Source organism: Buttiauxella agrestis (assembly GCF_900446255.1).
GTDB lineage: Bacteria > Pseudomonadota > Gammaproteobacteria > Enterobacterales > Enterobacteriaceae > Buttiauxella > Buttiauxella agrestis.
Genome location: NZ_UIGI01000001.1, coordinates 4,258,904 through 4,284,553, shown reverse-complemented (window position 1 = coordinate 4,284,553; position 25,650 = coordinate 4,258,904). Strand labels below are relative to the sequence as shown.

Genomic DNA, 25,650 nt, shown 5'->3' with positions numbered 1-25,650 from the left:
TAATGAACATGAAAGTTACCGAAGCCGTGAATGCCGCTAAAGGCCAGTGGCCGCACATCCTCCCGGCGCTGGGTGTGAATGTGGTGCTTAACCGTCATCAGCCCTGCCCGGTCTGCCAGGGTAAAGACCGTTTCCGCTTTGACGACAAAGACGGGCGCGGCACCTGGTACTGTAACCAGTGCGGAGCCGGTGACGGCCTGAGCCTGGTCTCAAAAGCGCTGGCCGTGTCGGTCACGGAAGCCGCAAGCCAGGTCAACAGCGTGACCGGCAATCTGCCGCCGGTGCCAGCGGATGAAGTCGCCACCGCCCCGGACAGTGATAAAGCGATGAGGGAGGCCGCAACCCTCGCCGCCCGTCTGCTGGAAAGCAGCCGCACCGCCACCGGCAATGCCTATCTCACCCGCAAAGGGTTAGCACAGCGAGCCTGTCAGGTGCTGACCACCACGCATAAAGTGGCGACTATTACCTATCGTGCTGGTGATGTGCTTGTGCCGCTGCACACCCCGGAGGGGAAACTGGTTAACCTCCAGCTCATTAACGCCGGTGGCACCAAACGCACGCTGGAAGGCGGTCAGGTGAAAGGCACCTGCCACACCATCGAGGGGAAAAACACCGCCTCAAAACGGCTCTGGTTAGCGGAGGGTTACGCCACCGGCCTGACGGTGAACCAGCTCACCGGCGATACCGTTCTGGTGGCGCTCTCGTCCGTGAACCTTCTTTCTCTGGCAAGCCTTGTCCGGGAACGCCACCCGGCGCAGCAGCTCATCATTGCTGCCGACCGTGACCTCAACGGCGACGGGCAGACCAAAGCCGCAGCCGCTGCAAATACCTGTCAGGGTGTGGTTGCGTTGCCGCCGGTATTTGGTGACTGGAATGATGCGTTTATGCAGTACGGCGAAGAAGCTACCCGCAGCGCATTACAGGAGGTATTAAAGACACCGGCGGCAAGTCCGTTCGAGCAAATGAGCGAGGCCGAATTTACCGCCATGAGTACCAGTGAAAAGGCGATGCGCGTTTCTGAACATTACGGCCATGCGCTGGCCGTTGACCCGAACGGCGAGATAATTTCCCGCTATGAAGCCGGTGCCTGGAAAGTGCTGCCGTCCACGCAATTTGCCCGCGATGTGGCGGCACTGTTCCAGCGTATCGGCGCGGGTTTTTCATCGGGGAAAATCTCGGCGGTGGTAGACACCCTGAAACTGATTCTCGCGCAGCATGAAGCCCCGGCACGGCGTTTAATCGGTTTTCGTAATGGCGTACTCGACACGACCAGTGGCATTTTCAACCCGCACAGTAAAACGCACTGGCTGCGCACCCTGTGTGATGTGGATTTCACCCCGCCGGTGACCGGTGAAACACTGGAGCGCGATGCGCCGCATTTCTGGCAGTGGCTCGACCGTGCCGCAGGACGGAACGCGCAGAAGCGCGATATTATTCTCGCCGCTCTGTTTATGGTGCTGGCGAACCGCTACGACTGGCAGCTCTTTCTCGAAGTGACCGGACCAGGGGGCAGCGGGAAAAGTATCATGGCCGAAATTGCGACGATGCTTGCCGGGAAGGACAACACAACCTCGGCCACCATCGAGACACTGGAATCATCCCGCGAACGTGCAGCGGTGATTGGCTACTCGCTGATTATTCTTCCTGACCAGGAGAAATGGAGCGGTGACGGTGCGGGGATTAAAGCCATTACCGGCGGCGATGCGGTCTCGGTCGACCCGAAATACCGTGACGCTTACTCGACACATATCCCGGCGGTGATACTGGCGGTGAACAACAACCCGATGCGCTTTACCGACCGCAGCGGCGGTGTTTCCCGTCGCCGGGTGATACTGCACTTCCCGGAGCAGATAGCCCCGGAAGAACGCGACCCGCAGCTCCGGGATAAAATCTCACGAGAGCTGGCCGTGATAGTGCGCCAGCTTATGCAGCAGTTCAGCCAGCCTGCCACAGCTCGCAACCTGCTCCAGGCACAGCAGAACTCTGACGAGGCTATCAGCATCAAACGCGATGCCGATCCGGTATTCGATTTTTGCGGCTACCTTGAAGCACTGGCACAGCCAACCGGGATGTATATGGGTAACGCCAATATCGTGCCGCGACAGCCCCGTAACTATCTTTACCATGCCTACCTCACTTATATGGAGGCGAACGGGTACAAGAATGTACTGAGCCTGAAAATGTTCGGGCTGGGGCTGCCGATGATGCTCAAAGAGTATGGAGTGAACTATGAGAAGCGGCACACGAAACAGGGAACACAGACCAACCTGATGCTGGCAGAGGAAAGCAACCCCGACTGGCTACCCAAGTGCGATGACACCCTCGCGATTTAACCCACATAACCGGCGCAAGCCGGTTTTTTTACACCCGAACATGGCCGGGGTGAACAATGGACTGTTCACCCTTCACCGTTTGTTCACCACCTAACGTAATGATTTTAAATAATAAAAGCACAGGGTGAACAGAGTGAACAGTTAAACCGAAAAAAAGTTTTTTTCCTGAAAAGAGCGCCGGCATCCTGGAACCCGCTTACCCCTTACGATCAGCCTGACCGTGTAAGGTGAACAATGGACTGTTCACCCTTCACCGTATGATCACCACCTAACATAATGATTTTAAATAATAAAAATGTAGGGTGAACAGAGTGAACAGTTAAATGGAAAAAAGATTTTTTTATAAAAAATGAGGTGTTCTGGTCATTGCAAAATGTTTAGTCAACTGTCCGGTTAGGTTCCGTATCACGGAACCTAACCGGGGAAGGGGAGTGATTGGTCATCTTGCTGAAACCAAAAGGGTAGCAGGAATGAGATTTACGCAATTTTTAGTGGGGGCACAAAAGGGGGCACATAAAAAATTTAATAAAAATAATTGTTATATATCAATTGATTGGTTGGTGTGGCGAGTCCGGCCTTCGCACCATTAGTATGTAAATAGACCTCAACTGAGGTCTTTTTTTATGCCTAAAATCCAGTCCCCGCAAGACTTTGCCCCGCTTTTCAGTCAACCGACGTCAATCTGAGTTACCCCACATCAACATGCTTGTGAGTATAGAACCGAGTATATATGCTGGTTCGATAATGCTTATATACTCACGGCAGCATATGGAAGGAATACCATCATGGCCCTGACTGATACCAAGGTGCGTTCGGCAAAACCTGAGGCAAAGGAATACTCGCTAGTAGACGGCGATGGCATGTTTTTGCTGATACACCCTAACGGCTCCAAATACTGGCGTTTCCGCTTTCGCTTTGGCGGCAAGCAACACCTGATGGCCTTTGGTGTATACCCAGAGACATCTCTGGCTGATGCCAGACATAAACGAGAAGCAGCCAGAAAACTGGTTGCCGCAGGCATTGACCCCCGCGAACAAAAACGTGCAGTAAAAGAAGAGTTGGCGAAAGAAGTCTTCACCTTCGAAGTGGTTGCTAGGGAATGGCATGCAACTAATAAGAAGTGGTCAAAAGATCACAGCAATCGTGTTTTGAAAACCCTGGAAGACTTTCTTTTCCCGGCCATTGGCAAACACAATATCACCGAACTTAAAACTCGCGATTTGCTGGCACCTATCAAAGCGGTAGAGAAGTCAGGTCGTCTTGAAGTGGCTTCGCGTCTGCAACAGCGCACAACAGCAATCATGCGCTATGCCGTACAAAGCGGTTTGACCGACTACAACCCTGCGCAGGAAATGGCAGGAGCCGTCGCTACAGCAAAACGGCAACATCGTCCCGCCTTAGAGCTTAGCCGTACTCCTGAACTACTTCATCGCATCGACACTTACACCGGCAGACCACTCACTCGTTTGGCTATAGAGATGACTTTGCTGGTCTTTATCCGTTCAAGTGAACTGCGCTTCGCCCGCTGGTCAGAAATCGACTTCGAGACAGCAATGTGGACGATACCGGCAGACCGCGAACCACTGGAAGGTGTTAAGCATTCACACCGTGGGTCAAAGATGCGTACACCGCACCTGGTGCCTTTATCTCGGCAGGCCCTTACAGTCCTTGAGAAAATAAAACGGCTAAATGGTAATCGCGATTTAATTTTCGTTGGCGATCATGACCCGCGTAAACCGATGAGTGAGAACACAGTTAATAATGCACTACGAATTATGGGCTATGACACGAAAGTTGAAGTCTGTGGTCACGGTTTCAGAACCATGGCCTGTAGTTCATTGATTGAGTCTGGGATGTGGTCTAAAGATGCGGTAGAACGGCAGATGAGTCATCAAGAGCGGAACTCCGTGCGTGCGTCTTACATTCATAAGGCAGAGCATTTGGGAGAGCGCAGGTTAATGCTGCAGTGGTGGGCTGATTATCTGGATGCTAATAGAGAAAAAACCATTAGTCCATTTGGTTATGCAAAGATCAATAACCCGATGAAATAATGAATTAACAAGTTTCTTTAGTAACCAGAAATATATCCATCCTACCTATTTGAACAGGTAGGATATTTTGAATATACACACAAGACGCCAATATCAGTTTGGTTTAGGTGCAACCGATGAAAGCCAGCCCAGATCTGAGCTAATACAAATTATCATTACTGACTCACCATCCCCAAAAATCGCTCCAAATGCGTTTTCAGCTTATCAATCACCGTGCGTCGTTTTTCCTGACGATTGCCGCCTTTCGTAAAGCGAGATGCGGGGGGCAGAAGTTTGGATACCGCTGTACCTGTTTCTGGTATGTTGCCGCGCTGATACGCCTCATTCACCAGCTTGCGGGTCTTCTCAGGATCGAGCCTTTCTACGGTGATAATTTGCTCCAGCTCTTTCACTTCTTCCGCATGAATGAACGGCGGCCAGGCTTGTGCTACCTGCGTGGTTGGCGTCATTTTATCGATAAACGCTGAGATCAAATCCTTTTTGCTGCGCAGTTCAACGCTGGCGTTCACCGCACGACTGACCTCGGCTTTGATCTCTTTGTTCTCATCCCGGTACTGTTGGATCAACATCAGAATGTAGTCGATATTGATCTCTTGATGCTTCAGTAACTCCAGCTCAAATACCACATCATCGGCGATATTCGTCTTATCCTGTTTGATATTACTGAGTAGCTCGTGGCGAATGTCCTGATACTCGCCGGAGTAGTCCTGAATATCTCGTTCTGACAGCAGCCTCTGACCGTCAAACTCATCAAATGCATTAAGGATATTCGTGACACGCAGCAATCGCCCATACAGGTTGATAAAATACTTCTGGTCCTGCTCACCGATAATGATTTCACCGGGAGGAAATTTATCACGCAGCTCTGCCACAATCTCCACATAACCTGCCACATGCTTATCACCCTCGTCATAGCCGAAGTAATAATCAGCAAAGGGCTTTAACAACACCACGCTTTTGGCTTCACTGTTACCAAATAACCGTAGGGCGTCGTTAGTATCTTTTTCCAGATTACGGAAGCAGACGATATTACCGAAGGTTTTGATGCTATTCAGAATTCGGTTGGTACGTGAAAATGCCTGAATCAAGCCATGCATCTTCAGGTTTTTATCCACCCATAGCGTATTAAGCGTGGTGGCATCAAAGCCAGTGAGGAACATATTCACCACGATCAGTAAATCAATTTCCCGGTTTTTCATCCGCAAAGAGACATCTTTGTAGTAATTCTGAAAACGTTCGGCACTAGTATCGTAGGTAGTACCAAAATAGCCGTTGTAGTCACAGATCACTCCTTCCAGAAATTCACGAGAAGGCGCATCCAGTTTGCTGGTATCTTCCGGGTTCTCTTCTACTACGCCATCAAGTTCTTCTTCATTAGCCCCGTAGCTGAATATTGTCGCTATCCGCAAACGTTGTGCATCAGGCAGTGATGCCTGTTGGTGTGAAAAAGCACGGTAGTACGCTTTTGCCGCCTCAATCGAGCTCACCGCAAGAATGGAATTAAAGCCGTTAATGCGTTGCAGGGCTTTTTGTTCTCTGATTTTTGTACGGTCACGCTGCGAAGCCGTCTCTTCCACATTCAACAACACGCTGTGGCTGTAGGCTTTCTCATGGCGGCTGGTTTTTTGGCTAAAGTGTTCAAGAATATACTGCGTCACTTTTTCAATACGTGCTGGTGCCATCAGCGCACTTTCAGTATCGATGGCTTTAACCTGACGATCCGGTAGATCATCGCGCTCTTTCATGGTGCGGATATAATCAATACGGAACGGCAGGACGTTTTTATCGTTAATCGCATCAACGATAGTGTAGGTATGAAGTTTTGTTCCGAACAGATCTTCGGTTGTCTTCTCTTTGACGTTACCGCCACTGCGGGCATTGAGGGCAAAAATTGGCGTACCGGTAAACCCAAACAGGAAGTACTTTTTGAAGGCTTTCTTGATAGCGGCCTGCATATCACCAAATTGTGAACGATGACACTCATCAAAAATCATCACCACATTGCCGGATAACATCTCATGATTACTGTTCAGTTTTACAAACCGGTCCAGCTTCTGAATAGTGGTGATAATAATATTACAGGAGGCGTCACTCATCTGACGTTTCAGCACCTTAGTGCTGCTGTTGCTGTTTGCAGCACCTTTCTGAAATTTGTCGTACTCCTTCATTGTCTGATAATCGAGGTCTTTACGGTCAACCACGAACAGAACTTTATCGACAAACGACAGTTTACTGACCAGTTGTGCTGTTTTAAACGATGTTAATGTTTTACCTGAACCGGTGGTATGCCAGATGTAGCCACCCGCATCACGGGTTCCTTGCTGTTTATGGTTATACGCAACCCTGACTTTGCTGAGAATACTCTCGGTCGCCACTACCTGGTAGGGACGCATCACCAGCAACAGCCTGTCTGAGGTGAAGACGCAATAACGGGTTAGCAGGTTCAGCAAAGTATGTTTAGCGAAGAAAGTTTTACCAAAATCCATCAGGTCAGTAATGGCGTGGTTTTTGGCATCCGACCACCACGAAGTAAACTCAAAACTGTTACTGGTTTTACTGCCAGAGCGTTTACGTCCTGGTTGCTGTTCACGGACATGCGCAAACCGGGTCGTGTTGCTGTAATACTTGGTGTAAGTGCCGTTAGAGATAACAAATAGTTGCACATATTCAAACAGCCCGCTGTCTGCCCAGAAAGAGTCTCGTTGATAACGATTTATCTGGTTGAATGCTTCACGAATGGCGATACCACGCCGTTTCAGCTCCACATGTACCAGTGGCAAGCCGTTAACCAGGATGGTGACATCATAACGGTTGTCATAGTTGCCACCGTCAGTGGCGTACTGGTTAGTCACTTGAAGGCGGTTGTTATGAATATTGTCTTTATCAATCAGTCGGATATTTTTAGTCGTACCATCATCTCGGATAAGCAAGCGGACCGGGTCTTCCTGAATGATGGCCGCTTTATCGGCAATACTGGCTGTGGGGTTGGCAATATCATTCTGGAAGAAATACGCCCACTCTTGTTCAGAAAATTCGCAATCATTGAGCAAGGATAACTGCTGGCGCAGGTTCGCTATCATTGTCGCATCATCATGGAGAGTCACACGCTCATACGACTGTTCTGCAAGCAACTCAATAAAGGCGTGCTCCAGCGATGCTTCCGACTGGTAACCCTGTTCATCACGCTTCGCTGGAATGTATTCCGCCACAACGGTGCTCTGCGGGTTTTCGGCAATCACATTATAGCAGGTCATCGCATTACGCCTCTTTGCGTTTAAAAGTCAGTAATTTTTCCCGGTAATACTCATACTGCTTACGACGAGCGGCTATTTCAGCAGGCAGACCGATGGAAATATTGTTCACCAGTGCATCGAACTTATCCAGTATCGTAACGATGCGACACTGTTCTTCGAGTGGTGGAACTGCTATTTTCGTTTGACGAATATTTGTATTATAAAGCCTTTTGATAGTCCCGCCGTCCGTTGACCATTCAATAATTTGATACCAATGCCACAAATATTTATTGCTAACTAGCGATTCATCATTATCAATCCAGACTATGTTAGAGTCTTGGAAATAAGCATCAATGCCATCGTAAGTGATTGTGCGACCAATCGTTCCAGCTGCTGAAATCAATACATCCCCCTGTTTTGGGAACGGATATTTATTTTTATATTTTTCGTAATGTTCGCGCGGAATAAAAGCGTCTGGCACACTGCCAAAAGTTCCAATTTTGTAGAAGGGTATCTCACCATCGCTGCTGGTTTCATTTTTAAACACACGCTTGCACATCAATATTTTGCCTATTTCATTCAGTGTCATCCACTGAACATTGTCGCGTTCATCAAACTTGAGCAACGCTTTACGATAGAACTCATACTGTTTTTTCCTCGTTTTCAGCTCCGCTTCTAGTTCTGCTTCTAGCGAAGTGAATTTATCGAGGATGTCAACTATTTCTCGCTGGATTGCGAGGGGTGGCACAGGAATTTCATACTCAAGAATTGCAGACTTACTTCCTCGAGGCATTTTCGCGCCTTTTGCGTGCTGCATGTTGTAAGCAAAAAAAGAATCTGACGATAACAAGTAATAAAGATATTCAGAGCTAATACTGCTTGTAAATTTCTTAGCTATACGGATAGCAAGAACATCACCACTACAGCCGCCATTATTATCAGCGAGCCATATTTTTTTCAGATAAGGTCGGATATTACCAAGAAGAACATCGCCTTTTTCATATGAAGTCAGCCTTGCTGTATTCGGCAAATATTTAGCAACAGTTTTTCCAGCCTTATCGGGCAACAGGTTATCAACACCAACAAAACTACTATCATCAAGATCTATCGCGTTAATACGGGTATCTGAATAAGCGGCCACATCTCTCAGCGGTTTCCACTCCACCCCCTCAGGGCAAAGCTCAGCAATCAGCTTCTCAATCTGGCTCATGCACCCGTCCTTTCAAGATCTGCCACGATGGCATCAATGGCGATACGCAGAGCCTGCTGTTTTTCTACGATAGTCTCGATTTCAGCATTCAATACCGTGATGTCAATGGCCTCACGGTTATCTTCCTGCTCCACATAGCTGCTGACCGCCAGAGTGTAGTTATTCTCAGCAGCAATAACACTGTTATCCACCAAGCGGGCAAAGTGATCATCATTTTCGCGGGCAATATAAGCATCGAGGATTTTTTTACGGTGCTTGTCGCTGATTTTGTTTTTGTTACCAGGACGAACGAACTCTTTGGACGCGTCGATAAACAGGGTTTTGTTATCCTTTTTGCTCTTCTTCAGCACGATAATGCAGGTGGCAATCGTCACTCCAAAGAACAAATCCGCCGGAAGCTGGATCACGCAGTCAACGTAGTTATTATCAACCAGATACTGACGGATTTTTTGTTCTGCTCCACCGCGATACAGCACACCAGGAAACTCAACAATTGCAGCTGTGCCCTTGGTGGATAGCGAATGTAGCATGTGCATGGTGAAGGCCAGGTCAGCTTTGGACTCTGGTGCTAATACACCCGCAGGGGCAAAACGCGGGTCATTAATGAGTAAAGGATTACTTTTCCCTTCCCACTTAATGGAATACGGCGGATTAGAAACAATGGCATCAAAGGGTTCATCATCCTGATGTTTTGGCTCCATCAGTGTATCGCCGTGAGCAATATCGAACTTGTCGAAGCTGATGTCGTGCAGGAACATATTGATACGGCACAGGTTATAGGTAGTGATGTTCTTCTCCTGCCCGTAGAAGCCCTGCTTCACATTCTCTTTGCCTAATACCTTAGCAAACTTCAGTAGCAGTGAGCCGGAGCCACAGGCGGGGTCGTAAACCTTGTTAACCGTCTTTTTACCGACTACCGTGATTTCTGCCAGCAGCTCGGATACTTCCTGTGGGGTAAAGAACTCGCCACCGGATTTCCCGGCATTACTGGCGTACATTCCCATCAGATACTCATAAGCATCACCAAACGCATCAATGGTGTTGTCCTGATAGTCTCCCAGCTTCAGTTTGCTGATGGCATCCATGATTTTGACAAGCAACGCGTTACGCTGTGCGACGCTGCCACCCAGCTTATTGCTGTTAACATCAACATCATCAAACAGTCCGCGAAAGTCATCTTCACTGGCAGCGCCTTTGGCTGATGCTTCAATGTTACGAAACGCCTTTGACAGGGTTTCATTGAGGTTATTATCGTCTTTGGCCTGCTTGCGCACATTTTCAAACAGCTCAGAAGGTAGAATGTAGAAGCCTTTCTCTTCGATAGTGACGTCACGACCTTCCGTTGCATCTTCGTCATCCAGTTCAGCGTAGCTAAAGTCGGCATTACCGAAACGGCGCTCTTCATGGTTGATATAGCCGGTCAGGTTCTCGGAGATGTAGCGATAGAACAACATCCCCAGTACGTAAGATTTGAAGTCCCAGCCATCGACACTGCCACGCAGATCATTCGCAATTTTCCAGATAGTGCGGTGAAGTTCGTCACGTTCTTGTTCTTTCTTGTTCATAATGAGTCAATTAGCTAGAGAGTTGATGCCGTATCATACCACCCTCACTCATGAGAAGGGTACTGAGTGAGTATCAACAAAGGGAGCCGTTTGTTTGTAAAGGTCTATTCATTCCGGAAGCTTTTTTACCAAGACGGTAACTCAAGTTATCGTGCTTACTGGGAAGGGGACGAAATCAGGAATTATGTTTTTCCGGGAGGTTATTAATTTTGAAAAACAGCTCTAGGAGATAGCTGACGAGGTAATGAAAATGAAATGACTCGATGTCGGAACAGTCTTTAGCCTTGTTAGAATTTATCAGGCCTATTAATGGGCACACTCCCGGTTTTTGTTCGATGCGATTAGTGCATAAAACCGGTCTCACAGGAAAGCCCTAATCGGCTGATGGAGTTTTTGGGGCTTACATGAATACTAACAGGACATATTTCCCGCTGCATAATGAATCCCATTTTACTTAACTCGGCATGGACATAGCCAGCTCCTGCCCCTGTAGGAAACATGCGACTTGCAGAAATTACAAACATGCGCAATATCTTGAAAAGAGGTGTGAGGTTGTTAGTTTCTATGTAGATCAGACATTTAGCCTGAATTGTAACTTATCAGTGGATGTAAAATGCCTTGCGTAGCGGATAATTTAGTTGATAATTCTAACGTAGACTTATTCAAATGGCGACAGTATGAGCAATTTTAACACCTTCGAAAAAGAAATTAAGAAAACTGTATTAAATTATTTGCTTCATAAAAGTGAATTCAAAAAAGGTGTTACTATCATTAATGAATTAACTATTGATTCATTTTCAAGACGAGTAGACCTTGCTGTTATAACAGATAATAAAATAATAGCTTATGAAATAAAAAGTGATGCAGATAGTCTTTATAGATTATCTGGTCAACTTGAAAAATACCGTCAATATTTTGATAAAACGATTGTCGTTACAACACCTAAGCATTTAGCAAACATATTGAAGTTGGTTGGTGATGATATTGAAGTATGGGAAGTGCTAGAACAGAAGGTAACCATCAAGAAAAGGGGGAAACTTTCGAAGATTGGAAACAAAGCGGATTATCTTGATTTGCTTAGAGTTCAAGACATGAGGAAGTTAGCTAGTGATTTTAAAATACCATCAGGTAAGAAAGGTAAAAATGAAATAAAGAAAATTCTTACGGAAAATATCCATAAAATTTCGTATGGAAAATTAAAGCTATTTGTAATAAATACAATATCTCAGAGGTTTAAATTGACATCGGATAGTTTTTTAGAGAATGTTGGTGTGCTAAATAAAGTGACTACCAACGATTTAAAATTCTTAAGTCCTTACTCCAAAATACAAAAATCGCACTCTATAGTTAAAGGAAGTATATTAGAGCAATTAAAATAACCAATGGCCGAAGACAATTGCTTAAGATAATAATTCAGTCTTCGGCTTGGGGTTTATTTAATCTTCCCAATCTTCATCAGTGTCGATCTCTTCAAGTACATAATCATAATGCAATTGTGTATATAAATGAAGATTAATTCTGACAGCTGTAGCCTTTTGTGGTGTATTTATCCCAAACTTTTCCTTTTTAGATGTTAACTCGATCATTTGAGTCCCCCATAAATGCAAACTCTTCGACCAGTAATCCTGCTGCATAATTTCTATAGCACAAAGAGAATAAAGATGTTCTTTCTCACCATCTTCTGGAGATTTAGAGTCATTAAATTCACGCCGTATAAAACGCCAATCATTTTTTAATGCATAATCAATTCTTGGAGGAGGAAGATTCCCACCGCCTGATTGTTTTTCTATCCGGGCACTACCACGATCCGAATAAATTGTAGGATAAAAATCTATAGCACCTTTCAATTTATTAAATAACAATCTTTCATATATAGAATTTTCACCCTTATGATAGCCAGCAAAATTAGAAGGAAATGAAGTGCCTGAGATTGAAATTCTTGCAAAAGGAATCAACTCTCTTGTTTTGCTTATTAGGTTTAGCAGCGGTTGGTAGTATTCGTTATAGTCATTCCCGATCGTACCTACATCATACACAAATAAAAAATCAATAACTTTTAATTTTAATATAGTGTCGATAGTTTTATTATAAGAAGTAAGAGCTAGTTTTTTTACTTCGAACACAAATGTTAGTCCTCTGTTTAAACTAATCAATTGTGTTATCTGATTTTCTAGTTGCGATAAATCATCAAGGAAAACTGTTGGGATAGCCTCAGGAATATCCTTCAAGAATTTGTACCAATTATTATACCCATTACTTGGTTTTTTTAACTCAACAAGTTGGTTGAATACTTCTCTAGGATAAGAGCCTGTAAGCATAAAATTCTTATTGCCGGATAGATAGTCATTATCAAAATATGCTATCCATTTTCTATCTCCAATTGTTTTTTTTATTTTTTTTAAAGTGTTCTCTAGTAATTGAGAGCTCATCCAGCCTTTTAAAGGGAATATGGGTAAGATTAAATCCTTATCTTTTTCAGGAAGCTGCTCTAATGCTTCCATTTCTGAAAGACTCAAAGCTAGAATGGGTGCATATTTAAAATCAAAACGATCTTCTAATAGAAACATTCCAACTCCCATTAAATTTTACCAAGGCGAATTTTTATTGCCGTAGTAGAAACCTCTGCAGCATCAGCTAATTTTTCATACTTCTCTTCTTCCCTGAGCTCTGAAGATTGTGTTAACTCTTTAAGCTTTTGTTGAATGAGATGGCTCGGCATAAGTATATCAGCAGCTAAACGGTTTGCTTGGACCTCCATGAAATCCGATAGCTTCGAACGATATAAAATATCATCAGTAATTCCATCGCCAATACGATCACGATGAAGTAAAAAGTGGGCTATTTCGTGAGCAAGGGTAAACCGTTGACGCTCTTTTACATCATGTCTATTTACCTTGATTACGACATTTCCATCATCTTCTTTTATTTCACCAGATATCCCAGCCGCTAAAGTAGACCTTTTTACAGTAATTCCTAATTCCTTTGCTATAGAACCAACTGCAATTGGAAATTGATGTTGATGCTTTCTTATTAATGAAGCCTGTTCTTCAGGGAGAGAAATCCATTCATTTGAGTATGTTAATTTCATTACACCTCCTCCTGTTTATTATCGTCAAGCATATCACCCGATGAAAATGCAATTCCGCGATATGTTACTTTTTGCACTGCATCAAAAATTAAAGCATCAAAGTTTCCTTGGTCAATTAACTTGAGTAAAACACTTTCAGTAACCTCTGGAGCTAATTTTTCAGTCACTTCTGACGCTTTTTGTGTAGAGATTTTTGTGGCAGCATCTTTTGCACTATTGATCATTTTTTTATAACCAAAAAATGAAAATAAGGCCATGACGATACCCAAGGCTGTTAGGATTACTGCAACAGAGGTTAATAAAATCCCTGACCACACAGCAAAATTAAGGCCGCTATCGTCTTCAATTTTATCAATTTTTTCTTGCATACTTAAAATTTGTTGCTTTTGATCATTAATTAAATAATTTAATGCTTGGATGTTTTGAGATTGTAATTTTTGGTTTGCACTTTCTTCTAGATCTAGTTTCTCAGTGTGTGTGCTTGATGCTGGGACCGTGATATCAGGTTGACGGCCTTCAACCGCTGTTGCCTGAGCGCTAACAACGTGTGGCATCGTGCATGTCAGAATCAATAAAAGATATAAATAGAGTACTTTATTCATTTAAATGATGAGGTTGGGTTAGCCATACTCATACTGTACTACCTCTTTAGTTAATATGAAAACTTCTTTGCCCAGAGATTGTTAAGTAACACCAGAAATCTGACTGTTCAGGCTGTTTGTGATGAAATGGTTAATATAAGTATTTGATTTTAATATGAAAATATTTTTTATTTTTTTATTGCAGTAGTTCTACCCCCCATGTCGCCCTAAAACCCAGCTGACAACATATTTCGAATAACAGCTCAGTAGCAATGATAACGTACAATGAGTTAAGCCCTAATGATTTTCTAACTCGAGTAACGATTTTATATTCCCAATAGTTAGCAATGACGATTGTAAATGGGTAACACATTACCTAGTAATGTATATTAGTTAGGTGTGTAAAAATATGCATGAATTATCACTAGAAACATTTTCATGGTCCAAAAGCCAGATTGATAAAAATATTAATTCTCGTGATACGCTCTCTCAATAAAAAGTTTAGATTTATCTAAATCATCCTTAGTCCGTATTATGATTTCTAAGTTTCCAGTTCCCCAGTGTCCTTTATCAGTAACATCATGGATGAACCCTTGTGATAATTCGACTTCTCTCGGGTTGAGTTTTAAATAAAGACGAAGCTGAGGGTCACGCTGTGGTGCCCAAATTTGAAGGCTCACAAAATTCTTTATTTTTTGGAAGGCAGTATAAAATTTCAATTCTTTACGTTGAACATCATCTCCAAGCGATTCAGAGTAGTCACAAACTTCTTGGTATAGAGCTAGTAGTTCGGGTGATGCCATGGCAATCCGGTTCTGATGTAAATCGTGGCGTTCGGTTGTAGCCGTCTCAACCAACTTGGCCTGTTTATTGGGCTGAACATCTGCAAACATCGTCGGTTGTAACAGTTTTTCCGTTATTGCATTAACCAATTCAAACATTAGTAGGTCTTCGGAAAAAAGTTTATAACGTATCAAGCTGATATTTCGATTGATCTGCTGTACAGCGTGCTGATCGTATTTGTTAAAATCTGCCGCAATACAAAGCAGGCGAGTACCTAACCAATCAATGCATTCAGCTGTCTCCTTGCCTAGCTTATCCATTACCAACCAGCGAAATTCTGCCTGATGATCCTGTAGCCAGTCTAAATAGAAAAGCCCTTGGTTAATGACATTTTCGTTGCTATGACGTTTATATTCAACAATGACTGGGCAGTTATTCTCATCTAACCCAAGTGAATCGATTCTACCACGGTGAGTTTTACCAGTGCTATATTCGCTGGCAAGGAAACGCACGCCTAGAAAGGCTTCCATGTTTGCTTCGATAAGAGATTGCAGCTCTTTTTCAATTGTAGCGGCTTTACCTGAAAGCTCGCTTACACCGGAGGGGCCATACCGAAATAGTTGGATATCGCTCATTTAGAATCTCTGTGATTTTTGCAATTAGATGTAAAGACGGTCGCGTTGCTACCCGTATAAACTCCTACCAAGACTGAATGCTACTTAGTCATAAGTCTGATGGGTATATGAGGTATGGATACAGTCGGAATCTCGCCGTACCAAAAGATATTCCCTATGTTTAGAAATCCTTTCTTCTAGCATATTCACACCTTTGTCATTAGCAATTTCAAGCAACGGCACTGAAAACCCGATACCTTGAATTTGGTTATCATCAGAAAACTGTATCTTTGAATTAGCATCAGGATAGCCATCATAGTTGTTCCACATTTCTTCTGGCGATGAGTATGTTACATCATCGTTCACAGCAGAAAAGAGATAAATATTCAGATAGCTTTTGGCTTCTTCAACTGATGTTTTTAGCTTAGTTGCCAATGGCTCTTCGTCTTTAGGGTACACCAATACGCGCTGGTCATACTCCAGTTCGCTGTCTGTAACCAGTTTAAAATCGAGTACATAGTCGCTTATCGTCATCGGTGAATTGGGTTGTTCCTGTTTACTAAATACAAACGAAACATCTATCATCGGCAAGTAGTCCCATGTCCAACTCTCCAGTGGATTAGCTCCGCGACGAGGAGGTTTGCTGAAACTCCATGTATCCCATAGCAAAAATGATGTTCCCATTTTCTGCGCAACTTCATTGATCATCGGCAGTATTTGTTGGTAATACGCCCCGCAAATACGGTGGGCTTGGCGGACTTGAGCAAAAGGATCGTGCGTCATTTATTGTTCCTTCAATAATGAGTATTCAGAGGGTAGTTGTGTATTCGCCAGAAATTGATGGAATCGCTGCCAAGGGAGTAGAGGTTCCCGGATGCCGTAGAGCGCAAGTGCTTTCAGGCAATCAGCAACGATGCGTTTATCCTGAGGCGCTTCCCATTCTGAGTGCTGGAATATCTCTCTGAGCTTACGCCATTCGATGCCATGGAAATCTACTTGCGGAAACTCTGCTTTCAATTCGCTAAACCAAGTTTCTGCTGCTGCGGGTAAATTGCCCAGTGCCAGAAAATGGACATTAATTTTGGCGTCATCATCTTGTAAATAGGTATAAAGTTCTTTTCGCCATTGCTGCTGATATTGCATGCCGCCCGCCGGTGGTTTCACTTCAACTATCAGTGCTGTATGTTCGAAAGCGATCACCAGATCGGGTTCCGCGAATCTTTTTTGGCCAGAAAGGTTAAGCTTTATCTTTTCGTCTACTTGCTTGGGAAAAGCATATTTGGGCCAAAAGGTGATGGTTTCAAATGCTCCCCAACTGTCACTGTTTATCCCCAGCAATGTTGAAAAGAAATGATCCATTGCGGCAGGTGACAAATAGTTAATGCGGCTCCAGATTGCTGCAGTCAGTAAATCTTCATAGGACTGAAAAACTGTTCGCCAGCTTTGCGGTATCCCTTCATTGAGCGTTATTCTGCCCGCTTTCCCCTCCAGAATGGCATTTAACACTTGGTTTCCCTTTTTTCTACTGGATACTTGGATTCGTAGCATTCCTTTCGCAGTGGGAAGGTCGGTATTTCTTCGCTTCTCGGATCCCTTACAGCGTCCCATGACCACCAGGCGTCGCCAAATTCCTGCTGATACCATTCTTCTTTCACTGCCCTGTGCTGTAAATAATCTTCAGTATCACGCCCCCATACTTCGAGCGGAACGTAGTCTGAACCGTTGACATCCGTTAATAGGAAATCGGGATGGTACTGGTCTTCCGCTGAATCATAGATCAATGGCTTGGTAAACTGGCGTCGTTCCTTAGCCAACTTTTCTTCAATAATCCCTTCGTAAGATGAATCGAGTGGGATCCATCGTTCACTCACCATCATTAAAACAACCTGACGAACACATGCGTAAAAATATACTCGGTTAGACTTGGCAGATTTTCTCTCTTTTGGCACGTCTGTAACGGCAATTGCGATAATTTTACCCCCGCGCTGCCACCATGCTACATCACGTGGAAATCTGGCTAAGGCACTTTCCCAACGTGAGTTATCGATGGTTAGATATGGCATCCCTGCAGGGGGACTGGTCTTCGTGGTTCCAACCAAAGGGAGATTATTGCTAGCAATCAGAGCTGGAGACCATTCATTAAGCTCTGAGATGACAATCAGACGACGACTGTTTGCGCAGGCGTAACTTACAGCCTTCTTATTGGTATGCTCGTTCCCTTGTAGCAATAGAACATCGGCCAGAACTGTGCGGCCTTGTTTAATGCTACTGGCTTCTTTTTGCAACCGGGTCATGACTGTTGTAAGCCTTCTCTTGCCTTCAAGCCATGGGGCCCATTCATTTAATCCCGTGTTCTCCCAAAGTAAATGAAGTAGACCTAGCATCTTCATCTTCCCAAGGCGCTTTACTTGTTTTTTTTCCCTTGGAGGATGCATTACAGCAGGAGTTGCACATCCAGAGTCAGCCGCCGATACGCGTAACGAAAAATCCAGTCCGATACGCAGGGTCCCGTCCTCCTCTTCTATGACAGCCGATGATGAATATGCTTTTGCACCACCATCTGTATTTAGACGCGAGTGGTAAGAGCAGGACGGTTTGTGCCTGGGGCCAGTGTTTGGGTTACGACAGAGAGTAAATGGACTGGAACCTTTGTTGCTTCTTACATATAGCTTAAGTTCCTGGGCCGGATCACAGCAGCAGGTTGCAATGTAATTGTGATTATCCCAGGCAAGTTTCAACGCATGCTGAAAAAAGGAATCTGTAGTGGTTTTTTGCTGTTCTAGTGGAAAGTAATAGGGCTTTTCTTTTTCTAAAAGGTGTATGCAGACTTTGGATTGCTCTTTCCTTGGCATGGTGCTCTCCTGTTATGATTTTTTCCCAATTAATGTCTTAACGCAGTAGTCATGATTGTTCAGTTTTCCTCTATTTAAATCATAATCATAGATTTGCAAGAGACAGGTCAATAACAATAGTGCCATATAGTGGTCATGCTATGTTGATTATTGGGCGTTAAGTCAAAAGCGACGTTATGGTTCACTAGGGTTTGCAGAATAAATCGGGTTTAGATAAAACAAACCCTACTAGTCATTTTCTCAGGCAATCCGTACACTTTCAGTCATATCTGCGGCGTCCACCGCAAGGTGCAGTTTCCTCCAGAGGCGACGCTTTCCTGAGGTATCTCGGGCACCACAGTTTTGATGTCACTATTCTCATCCCCATTTTCATAGCCTTTGAACATCAGCGGCAATACGCTGAAAGCCCACCCGATTTCTGCTGCACGCTTTACCGACTTCACGTAGGTCGCAGTGAACCCTGCAATAGCCGTAAATACCGCCGCTCAGTGCATAAGAGTCGCGGGTTAATTGTAATAATCGCTGGTTATCCTTTTCTCCTGCAGAGACAGGACAATGAAGCCAGACGTAAAATCCGGCACGGGCAACTTTCAAAACCCGACACATCGCGGCGATCGATCAGATATCACGGTGATCGTTGATGAAGCGGTACTTTAGTCGGGCTCTCTTGCAAAGTACCGCGCTGCCTTTTTCAGGATATCCCGCTCTTCCTCAGTGGGTTTAAGCTGCGCTTTCAGCCTGAGGATCTCCGTCCTTGCATCCAGTAAATCCTGAGCCTGATGCCCGCTTTTATGAGGTTTTACTGAACGCAGCCATTTATAAAGACGGTGTGCTGAAACACCAAGTCGTTCTGAAGCGTCGGCAACAGAATATCCCCAAGCATTCGCGGGTGTAAGAATGTTTGTCATAGGAAGCAGTATCGCCTAATGACATTGAGCCGCACGGGCAATTCAGGCGTAATTCGCCTGCCAGTTTACTTCTTCAATACTATATATTCCGGTACCGCACGCGCTGCATAATTTGGCCCCATGATAATGGCTGCCACACCACGCGCAGTACCATGACAGCACGCTGGCATGAGCATCTAGCTCGCCGATAGCCTTGCGTAGCTGGTTTAACCGGACGTCGGCCTTGACCTGGGGATCTAAGTGCGCGCATTTCATCAGTACATTCGTGGCGACGGTGTGCTGGTCATGCTCGAACCAGGGCGACTCACCGGGCATGCCAGCATGAAGCACCAATGGACAACCGCACGAGACACAGGTCCATGCGCTGCCGGGTGAGCGCATCGCATCTTTGGCTATAACAAATTGCCCGACCCTGTCGCTTGCCAGATAACACTTCAGCATGCGCATGCGGCACCTCCCGTTACGGTGTCAGGCTTTAGCGTTGGTGACAACGCCACTTCCTTACTGTAAGTACCCGTACGGCAACTGAGGCAGTAGCGTTCTCCATGGTAGTGGCGACCACAACCAGCACATTGCCAATCAGCCTTACGCACCACAGGGTGTGTATCTTTCACCAGACGTCGCAGCCTCTGAATAAGGTTCAATTCATCGAGAACGACAGTTATGTAGGGGCAGTGTTCACGCCCGTTCTTAGTTAGGGTATCTGCGGTATGTTCAAACCAGGGGCGATGCGTGCCCCACTCTGGATGGAAGGCCAACGCACTTTTGCACAAGTGACAGACGTAGCGGTTGTAAGGGTATGTTTTTGCTGTGGCAGCTGAGGTCAGGCGTCCACGTGAAGCATGGGCAATAAAAGATTTGGCATACATGATGTTGTTCCTTACCGCCAGACAGCACGCAGGCAAAAGCCGTCCCTGTATGGGCAGACTAGCGGGGGTGTGTATGACGGCGTGATTTAGTTCATATGGATGGGCGGTGATTTAGCGGTAAATGGCTGAGTTGGGGATTATTAGCGGGACTGGGCAATACGCTGCTGCATCCAGGTTTCCACTTCGCTTTTGAGCCAGCGGGAGCTGCGCCCGAGTTTGATGGGTTTCGGGAAGACGCCATCCTGAATAAGTTTGTAGAACCACTTATCCGTCATTTTTGTGTAGGTGGTGATGAATACCATATCGACAAGCTCGTCGTTGAGCTGGAAGGGTAAGTTATTCTGAGTTGTCATAATGACGGTCTCCATATGGAACGTTTAGAGGTATGGAGATGTGCCGTATAGGTCTGATTGACCGTTGGCACTTTCTCCTTCTCAACATTCACATGTGAGTAATAAAATACTTTCTTGCTGCTTACCCCTGAGAACAACCCAGATTACGCCTGCCGTCTGAGTGGTCTTTACTAAATTCTTTAGCCAAATATATTGCTCTCTCAATTAATGCTTCGTAATCAGCCTTAAAGTGAGGTTTATTACGATTTAAAGAATAAAAACCCCTGATTGGAAGATGGATAAGCCCATGATGGTTTTTTTCATGGTCATCACGTTTAATTGCCCGGATCCAGGCGTTAATCACGATTTGATAGATGCTGTAAAAATTAAACATCGGTTCTGTTTGTATTTTACCAGGCCAGGGATAGGCATCCTTGTTAAGTAGCAGAAGAACGTGATAGTGGTGCTTTGTTTCATCCTGATTGAGTTCTCGCACCCATACGAACCTTACCTTACAGGTCAGCGTTGTCTTACCTGCTTTTCTCTTGCGCTTAATGTCTTCTTCAATCTGGGATTTCACTGAGGCAATAAAGTTGGAAATAACATCGGGAGCGTCGTAATAGCGTGTAGGGCAATCCATCCTGTCTTCTTCGTCAGGGAAGCGAAGGTCAAATCTGACAGCCATCACACGCGGATAGTCCGCCAGGGCTTTATCTACCGTTTCGCTGATCCTTTTGACATAGTATTCATTAGGTGTGCATTTATCTGATTTCTTCTTGTTCATTACGTTGAGTCCTTAGCTGATTGAGTTCAGTTCATCGGATCTCTGGTAATTTTTTACTGAGTGTCAGCCTCTCTTGTACTGACGGTACTCAAGTGCATACAGGTGGTTATGTCGTACTAATAGCTCTATTCATACCCCTATATCTTTAGATGACTTAATGGCCATTATTAACAATACGGAGACAAGGGCGAGTGGATAAAGGCAGTTTGCAATAGTAGAAGGATTCGCCAAAATCAGGCCTCGACGAGCCTGTAAACCTGCTGAAATTACTCCCGAGTTATCGTTGAACTTTTCGAAGGATTTAGCTCATATTCCTCTTGCGCTTATACGTTGTCTGAAGTGGTTCACCACGTTTGCTTATCCCCCTGCAGGCGCACTTCCACCGGAACCAGTCTGGTTCGGTACCAGACCTACATAAGCAGCGAATTCACGCCCTGATTTGAATGCTGATGCTTCTTCCATGGTGGCAACTTCCGCCGTGGCAATTAACGGCCCCACGCCGGGAATTTCCATCAGGCGCTTACAGGTTTCACTCTGCTGCTCTTCTGTTTTGACTGCAATCTTCTTAAGAAAACCTAGAGTTACTGTTCATTATCACGCGCAAAGTGGTTTTCATGTATTTACATGATTGCCAACATATAAATCTAAAATAGGTCACTTTTAAATAGGTTACTTAAATATTTTATATAACCTAAAAGTAGGTCATAATTATGCGATGACATCGTTTTTTGACCAGCACCTAGCGATGACCATTTTGGGTGAGGAAAGCTTAAGCAGTTACCGAAGGAGTATTAATTTTGATGCTGTTGCTATGGAGAGAGGTACGAAAAAATGGGTTATAAATACAAGGCGACGATGTACTACTCTGATGATGAAACCGATAAGTTTCTGAGGGATAAAGCCGCAAAGCCGAATGGAAAGAAAAGTGCTTCACACTATCTTTATTCACTGGTAACACGTGAAAGAGAAAACGCAGCTTCTGTTGAATTAAATCAGGAAGAAGTCGGTGTGGTTCGAATTTATCCTGAGTACACCAGTTCAAGAAGGATTGAGGTTAGCGGACTGATTTCCTTTATAGCCCTGCCTGCATTTTCACTAGAGAGTAAAGCAACTCAAAAGAGACTTGATCACAAAAGTTTGATGAAGGAAATTGATGAAAAGATCTATCAACATATCTCTTCAAACTTCAACAATCCTAGCTATGATGAGAGTTTCTTGGTTGTGATTAAAACCTATGTTACTTGTTACTATAATAGTAATGTCTCAGAGACTGGAAATTGCGAGGGTAATTTTTTAGCAAACTGTACCCTCATCCATGTCACTCGGTCTGAATGGGCGAGGTGGTGGGGTAAATATGATTTCGAAAATATCCAATATATTAAATTCAGAGACCTTTCAAAATCCAGAGTAAGAAAGAATATGGGATTATGCCAACTGGCAGAAATTGTACCCCTGGAAACTGTCGGTGCATTTTTCATCCCTGTACGAACAACCGCTAAAGCTTTCCCATCAGACAAGTTTCCTTTCCCTTTGCTCAAAGGAGTTGATATCACCTTCAATAAAGACAGAGTCAGACTGAAGCCAATGAATGACACGCAGAAAAAAAGACATTTCGGATAAGTCGGCATCTGAGGTTTTTAGTTGTAAATGTTTTCAAACCTATATTATCTCCATGAGAACGGCAGCAGATTTTTCTGCCGTTTTGTAATTTCAAATCACGGAGGTTAACGTGCCAGATAAAACCGAACAAGGTATCTCTGCCTTGATACAACCACTCTCCTTTCTCCCTGAATACCTCTCCCTTGCCATTCTCAAACATATACATCGGTGTATTCATTACGAGCCAACGATTGGCATTATGGGTAAAACCGGTGTGGGTAAATCCAGCCTCTGCAATACCCTATTTACCCCGCCACCCGCCAAAGTCAGCGCAGTCAAGGGGTGTACCCGACAGATAGGGCGTTATCAACTGAGCCTTGCGCCGTATGTCTTACTCATTGTGGACTTTCCTGGAATAGGTGAAACGCCGGAACTTGACCGCATTTATACAGGGTTATATCAACACTGGCTGGGTAAACTGGACTTGATTATCTGGGTGCTGAAGGCGGATGACCGGGCGTGGAATGATGATATCCGTTGCTATAATCAATTGATTTCTCAGGGGGCAGATCCCGCTGGTTTTCTGTTCGTCCTCAACCAGGCCGATAAAATAGAGCCTTGCCGGGAGTGGGATCTCGTCACCCACCAACCTTCTTTACTTCAGCAACAGCACCTGCAGGTAAAAATAGCGCAGATCAATGCCCTGTTTTCCCCCCAGCATCCTGTTCTGGCCGTATCGGCGTCGGAGGGGTTCAATATGCTCCTCTGGGCAGAAACCTTCATTCGTGCTTTGCCGGATAACGCCAGCAGTGCGGTTACCCGTCAGCTTGAGCCTGAGTATCGTACGAAGAATGTTATCAACACAGCGCAGGACAACTTTGCCCGTGGAGTTGGCCATATTTTCGATGATGCGCTCTGTGCAATGCAAACCACTGGTGTGCTGGTCCGTCAGTTTAAACGGCTTCGCCAAAGGCTGCTTTCTGTTGTCCGTGCCGTCTGGCATCTCCTGTTCTGATTTCTCACGGTCAGCAGCTCACGCGTTCGATCTGTTTCGCCGATCGAACATAAAATAATAATAGTCTGAGACTATTGAATTGTTATTTTTGATCGTTATTTCCGATAGTTTTCAACGATCGGTTTCGGTTTATTGATCTTCACTAACGATTATCTCTCCTCTTTACATCCCGATACGATCCCCTCGCTGGGGAGGTCGTTTAATCCCAATATTTACTAATTAATTATTAATAAAGGAATATTTCTCTATGTTGAAACCTTATCCGTTTCTCAAGCAAGACACCTACGCCTGGTGTTTGTCCATTGGCCTTCCAATACTCTGGGTACCCTTCGCCATTTTCTGCCCTACAGAGATTGCCCTTGGCCTGTATATGGTGCTTTCCCTTATTTGGGTGCTGCTGGACCGACTCAGCTTGATGAAACAAGAAAAACGCGCACCTTCATTTTTATATTTCCTATTACCGATGGTTTATCTGCGACAACGGGACGAGCGTCAGGGGAAACCCTGGCGTTTGTTACAGGTTTGGCTGATTTGCACCGTATTGTCAGCAGTGGCCGGTAATCATTTTAAAAAGCAGTCGGGTACCGAACAACTTGCAAAGAGCGCCTGTTCTACTGTTAGCCAGATCATGCAACGTGAAGGCATTGATGAACGCTGTATTCGCGTAACAGATTTAAAGGAAGAGGTCAGCGAGCGTTTTTATCGGGCTCAGGCACTGATGAACACCGGTAACAAGGAGCCAATGACCATTGAAGTCAGGGGCAGGGATATTTATGTCGTATTACCCGAACTGGGGGAATAAAAATGACAGATCAATTAAAAAGTATCGTCAGCGTTCTGCTGTTAAGCACCGGGCTGTTGCTGTCATGTATGAACGCTGTCCAGGCTGAAGGTCCGCGCTGTGTAAAGCCGGTCTTTTATGCGCAGACGCTCAACCATAACAAAGAAGTCGAAATCTGTATTGATACCCTGCACGTGTCTTATTCCTTTGGCAAAACCGGAGCAACAAATAAAGAGATGGATATTACTGTTCCAGCGGCCAGCACCACTTACGCGTACCAGATCAATCAGGTCATCAGTATTCAGGAATTCACTGTTCGTAACGGAGAAACCCGCTACCAGGTATCCGCTGGAACAAACGATGAGGGTGAGCCAGTAGCTTCACTTTATGTATTTAAGGGCGCTCCGGACACCGGAAAACTGCTGGCAGAGGTAAAGCTCGACCCTCATACGGTGGTGAACAACATCAGCCACGCATTGGCGGATGACGGGGTTGCCCAGGCCAATGGCTTCTGATGCTGCATCTGGCCTATGCGCCAGAATACAACCCGTTGTTAATAAGGAATTTTAATGATGTTTAAAACCCTGCTTATCACCCTACTACTTACCGTCGCGCTTCCTGCGCTGGCGGATAATGCACCGTTGTCTGTCAATACCCAGGGAACTTATCTCCCGAAAGTTAATTTTCCAGTCTGGCAACTGACGCTGACCAGCCTTGAAAATGACATTACTATCCAGTCAATCACCCTGAACCGGGGTAACTGTCTGATTTCAATGTCGGGGAGGGGACAGAATGTGAACAAACGTCTGGAGTACGGTCAGACGCTGTCCTTTACCACACCCAGTAACAGCAACTTCACGCAGTGTCGTCCTCTGGAGCTAAGCGTACAAACCAGTAAAGGTGCCTTTACCTTCAACTGGAAATAACAGTGGTATTACAGCCTGGATAAAACGGGTCCAAAACCTCCACCGGTAAATACATAGCCGGTCATACATTACTGCACTGACAGGGCTGTTCCTCCTTCGGGAGGGGCAGCCCTTTTCTTTTTATGC

The 25,650-nt window shown here is 45.0% G+C and carries 22 protein-coding genes and 2 pseudogenes; 8 read left to right on the top strand and 16 right to left on the bottom strand.

Annotated features, from left to right (window positions below):
• Window positions 1-2 precede the first annotated feature (2 nt).
• Window positions 3-2,333: a primase-like DNA-binding domain-containing protein gene (locus DY231_RS20250; RefSeq protein ID WP_115631126.1), complete on the top strand. Its 2,331-nt coding sequence runs from the start codon at window positions 3-5 to the stop codon at window positions 2,331-2,333.
• A 785-nt stretch (window positions 2,334-3,118) separates the two neighbouring features.
• The gene (locus DY231_RS20245) at window positions 3,119-4,384 is read left to right on the top strand and encodes a tyrosine-type recombinase/integrase (protein ID WP_115631124.1); all 1,266 of its coding nucleotides are present in this window, start codon (window positions 3,119-3,121) and stop codon (window positions 4,382-4,384) included.
• 155 nt (window positions 4,385-4,539) lie between these two features.
• Here DY231_RS20245 and DY231_RS20240 read toward each other — a convergent pair whose 3' ends face one another.
• From DY231_RS20240 to DY231_RS20230, 3 genes are read right to left on the bottom strand one after another with little or no spacing between them, the layout of a single operon-like run.
• Window positions 4,540-7,638 (bottom strand): type I restriction endonuclease subunit R, encoded by a 3,099-nt coding sequence (locus tag DY231_RS20240; protein ID WP_115631122.1) that lies wholly within the window; start codon window positions 7,636-7,638, stop codon window positions 4,540-4,542.
• A gap of 4 nt (window positions 7,639-7,642) precedes the next feature.
• A complete protein-coding gene (locus DY231_RS20235; protein ID WP_115631120.1) occupies window positions 7,643-8,827 on the bottom strand; it encodes a restriction endonuclease subunit S in 1,185 nt (394 codons plus the stop codon).
• On the bottom strand, window positions 8,824-10,392 hold the full coding sequence (locus tag DY231_RS20230; protein WP_115631118.1) for a type I restriction-modification system subunit M: 1,569 nt from the start codon (window positions 10,390-10,392) through the stop codon (window positions 8,824-8,826). Before DY231_RS20230 ends, DY231_RS20235 begins: the two co-directional genes overlap by 4 nt.
• Before the next feature lie 677 nt (window positions 10,393-11,069).
• Between DY231_RS20230 and DY231_RS20225 the strand changes: the two genes are divergently transcribed.
• Window positions 11,070-11,771: a sce7726 family protein gene (locus tag DY231_RS20225; RefSeq protein WP_115631116.1), complete on the top strand. Its 702-nt coding sequence runs from the start codon at window positions 11,070-11,072 to the stop codon at window positions 11,769-11,771.
• 57 nt (window positions 11,772-11,828) lie between these two features.
• Here DY231_RS20225 and DY231_RS20220 read toward each other — a convergent pair whose 3' ends face one another.
• The 13 genes and pseudogenes from DY231_RS20220 to DY231_RS20160 form a co-directional block, all read right to left on the bottom strand.
• Entirely contained in the window at window positions 11,829-12,959 is a 1,131-nt protein-coding gene (locus DY231_RS20220; protein WP_115631114.1) for a beta family protein, read from the bottom strand.
• An 11-nt stretch (window positions 12,960-12,970) separates the two neighbouring features.
• Window positions 12,971-13,480 (bottom strand): ImmA/IrrE family metallo-endopeptidase, encoded by a 510-nt coding sequence (locus tag DY231_RS20215; RefSeq protein WP_115631112.1) that lies wholly within the window; start codon window positions 13,478-13,480, stop codon window positions 12,971-12,973.
• Window positions 13,480-14,082, bottom strand: coding sequence for a hypothetical protein (locus tag DY231_RS20210; protein WP_115631110.1), 603 nt, complete (start codon window positions 14,080-14,082; stop codon window positions 13,480-13,482). Before DY231_RS20210 ends, DY231_RS20215 begins: the two co-directional genes overlap by 1 nt.
• A 446-nt stretch (window positions 14,083-14,528) precedes the next feature.
• A complete protein-coding gene (locus DY231_RS20205; protein WP_115631108.1) occupies window positions 14,529-15,479 on the bottom strand; it encodes a DUF5655 domain-containing protein in 951 nt (316 codons plus the stop codon).
• An 84-nt stretch (window positions 15,480-15,563) separates the two neighbouring features.
• On the bottom strand, window positions 15,564-16,241 hold the full coding sequence (locus tag DY231_RS20200; protein WP_115631106.1) for a PM0109 family protein: 678 nt from the start codon (window positions 16,239-16,241) through the stop codon (window positions 15,564-15,566).
• Window positions 16,242-16,964, bottom strand: a complete 723-nt coding sequence (locus tag DY231_RS20195) for a hypothetical protein (RefSeq protein WP_256682681.1) — start codon at window positions 16,962-16,964, stop codon at window positions 16,242-16,244.
• On the bottom strand, window positions 16,958-18,310 hold the full coding sequence (locus tag DY231_RS20190) for a DUF1173 family protein (protein WP_115631103.1): 1,353 nt from the start codon (window positions 18,308-18,310) through the stop codon (window positions 16,958-16,960). Before DY231_RS20190 ends, DY231_RS20195 begins: the two co-directional genes overlap by 7 nt.
• Window positions 18,311-18,718: 408 nt before the next feature.
• A pseudogene (locus DY231_RS20185) lies at window positions 18,719-19,185 on the bottom strand (transposase); the annotation flags it as partial.
• Between the two features lie 75 nt (window positions 19,186-19,260).
• Window positions 19,261-19,599, bottom strand: coding sequence for a putative zinc ribbon protein (locus tag DY231_RS20180; protein ID WP_440898615.1), 339 nt, complete (start codon window positions 19,597-19,599; stop codon window positions 19,261-19,263).
• A gap of 53 nt (window positions 19,600-19,652) precedes the next feature.
• The gene (locus tag DY231_RS20175; RefSeq protein WP_115631101.1) at window positions 19,653-20,087 is read right to left on the bottom strand and encodes a putative zinc ribbon protein; all 435 of its coding nucleotides are present in this window, start codon (window positions 20,085-20,087) and stop codon (window positions 19,653-19,655) included.
• Between the two features lie 140 nt (window positions 20,088-20,227).
• Window positions 20,228-20,440: a helix-turn-helix transcriptional regulator gene (locus DY231_RS20170; RefSeq protein ID WP_115631100.1), complete on the bottom strand. Its 213-nt coding sequence runs from the start codon at window positions 20,438-20,440 to the stop codon at window positions 20,228-20,230.
• Between the two features lie 121 nt (window positions 20,441-20,561).
• The gene (locus tag DY231_RS20165; protein ID WP_115631098.1) at window positions 20,562-21,203 is read right to left on the bottom strand and encodes an inovirus Gp2 family protein; all 642 of its coding nucleotides are present in this window, start codon (window positions 21,201-21,203) and stop codon (window positions 20,562-20,564) included.
• 343 nt (window positions 21,204-21,546) lie between these two features.
• Window positions 21,547-21,743 (bottom strand): annotated as a pseudogene (locus tag DY231_RS20160) (transposase); the annotation flags it as partial.
• Window positions 21,744-22,034: 291 nt separating this feature from the next.
• Here DY231_RS20160 and DY231_RS20155 point away from each other — a divergent pair.
• The 5 genes from DY231_RS20155 (at window position 22,035) to DY231_RS20130 (ending at window position 25,524) form a co-directional block, all read left to right on the top strand.
• Window positions 22,035-22,823 carry a hypothetical protein gene (locus tag DY231_RS20155; protein ID WP_115631096.1) on the top strand — a complete coding sequence of 263 codons (789 nt, stop codon included), beginning with the start codon at window positions 22,035-22,037 and terminating at the stop codon, window positions 22,821-22,823.
• 109 nt (window positions 22,824-22,932) lie between these two features.
• A complete protein-coding gene (locus DY231_RS20145; protein WP_172588717.1) occupies window positions 22,933-23,817 on the top strand; it encodes a GTPase family protein in 885 nt (294 codons plus the stop codon).
• A gap of 247 nt (window positions 23,818-24,064) precedes the next feature.
• Window positions 24,065-24,619 (top strand): hypothetical protein, encoded by a 555-nt coding sequence (locus DY231_RS20140; protein ID WP_115631094.1) that lies wholly within the window; start codon window positions 24,065-24,067, stop codon window positions 24,617-24,619.
• A 2-nt stretch (window positions 24,620-24,621) separates the two neighbouring features.
• Window positions 24,622-25,113, top strand: coding sequence for a hypothetical protein (locus DY231_RS20135; protein ID WP_172588716.1), 492 nt, complete (start codon window positions 24,622-24,624; stop codon window positions 25,111-25,113).
• Between the two features lie 54 nt (window positions 25,114-25,167).
• Window positions 25,168-25,524: a hypothetical protein gene (locus DY231_RS20130; protein WP_115631092.1), complete on the top strand. Its 357-nt coding sequence runs from the start codon at window positions 25,168-25,170 to the stop codon at window positions 25,522-25,524.
• The last annotated feature ends 126 nt before the right edge of the window (window positions 25,525-25,650 follow it).

What these genes read in the sequence shown, in the direction of transcription:
- DY231_RS20250 (WP_115631126.1), top strand. Translation starts at nt 3, where the DNA reads ATGAACATGAAAGTTACCGAAGCCGTGAATGCCGCTAAAGGCCAGTGG.
- DY231_RS20245 (WP_115631124.1), top strand. Translation starts at nt 3,119, where the DNA reads ATGGCCCTGACTGATACCAAGGTGCGTTCGGCAAAACCTGAGGCAAAG.
- DY231_RS20240 (WP_115631122.1), bottom strand. Translation starts at nt 7,638, where the DNA reads ATGACCTGCTATAATGTGATTGCCGAAAACCCGCAGAGCACCGTTGTG.
- DY231_RS20235 (WP_115631120.1), bottom strand. Translation starts at nt 8,827, where the DNA reads ATGAGCCAGATTGAGAAGCTGATTGCTGAGCTTTGCCCTGAGGGGGTG.
- DY231_RS20230 (WP_115631118.1), bottom strand. Translation starts at nt 10,392, where the DNA reads ATGAACAAGAAAGAACAAGAACGTGACGAACTTCACCGCACTATCTGG.
- DY231_RS20225 (WP_115631116.1), top strand. Translation starts at nt 11,070, where the DNA reads ATGAGCAATTTTAACACCTTCGAAAAAGAAATTAAGAAAACTGTATTA.
- DY231_RS20220 (WP_115631114.1), bottom strand. Translation starts at nt 12,959, where the DNA reads ATGTTTCTATTAGAAGATCGTTTTGATTTTAAATATGCACCCATTCTA.
- DY231_RS20215 (WP_115631112.1), bottom strand. Translation starts at nt 13,480, where the DNA reads ATGAAATTAACATACTCAAATGAATGGATTTCTCTCCCTGAAGAACAG.
- DY231_RS20210 (WP_115631110.1), bottom strand. Translation starts at nt 14,082, where the DNA reads ATGAATAAAGTACTCTATTTATATCTTTTATTGATTCTGACATGCACG.
- DY231_RS20205 (WP_115631108.1), bottom strand. Translation starts at nt 15,479, where the DNA reads ATGAGCGATATCCAACTATTTCGGTATGGCCCCTCCGGTGTAAGCGAG.
- DY231_RS20200 (WP_115631106.1), bottom strand. Translation starts at nt 16,241, where the DNA reads ATGACGCACGATCCTTTTGCTCAAGTCCGCCAAGCCCACCGTATTTGC.
- DY231_RS20190 (WP_115631103.1), bottom strand. Translation starts at nt 18,310, where the DNA reads ATGCCAAGGAAAGAGCAATCCAAAGTCTGCATACACCTTTTAGAAAAA.
- DY231_RS20180 (WP_440898615.1), bottom strand. Translation starts at nt 19,599, where the DNA reads ATGCGCTCACCCGGCAGCGCATGGACCTGTGTCTCGTGCGGTTGTCCA.
- DY231_RS20175 (WP_115631101.1), bottom strand. Translation starts at nt 20,087, where the DNA reads ATGTATGCCAAATCTTTTATTGCCCATGCTTCACGTGGACGCCTGACC.
- DY231_RS20170 (WP_115631100.1), bottom strand. Translation starts at nt 20,440, where the DNA reads ATGACAACTCAGAATAACTTACCCTTCCAGCTCAACGACGAGCTTGTC.
- DY231_RS20165 (WP_115631098.1), bottom strand. Translation starts at nt 21,203, where the DNA reads ATGAACAAGAAGAAATCAGATAAATGCACACCTAATGAATACTATGTC.
- DY231_RS20155 (WP_115631096.1), top strand. Translation starts at nt 22,035, where the DNA reads ATGGGTTATAAATACAAGGCGACGATGTACTACTCTGATGATGAAACC.
- DY231_RS20140 (WP_115631094.1), top strand. Translation starts at nt 24,065, where the DNA reads ATGTTGAAACCTTATCCGTTTCTCAAGCAAGACACCTACGCCTGGTGT.
- DY231_RS20135 (WP_172588716.1), top strand. Translation starts at nt 24,622, where the DNA reads ATGACAGATCAATTAAAAAGTATCGTCAGCGTTCTGCTGTTAAGCACC.
- DY231_RS20130 (WP_115631092.1), top strand. Translation starts at nt 25,168, where the DNA reads ATGATGTTTAAAACCCTGCTTATCACCCTACTACTTACCGTCGCGCTT.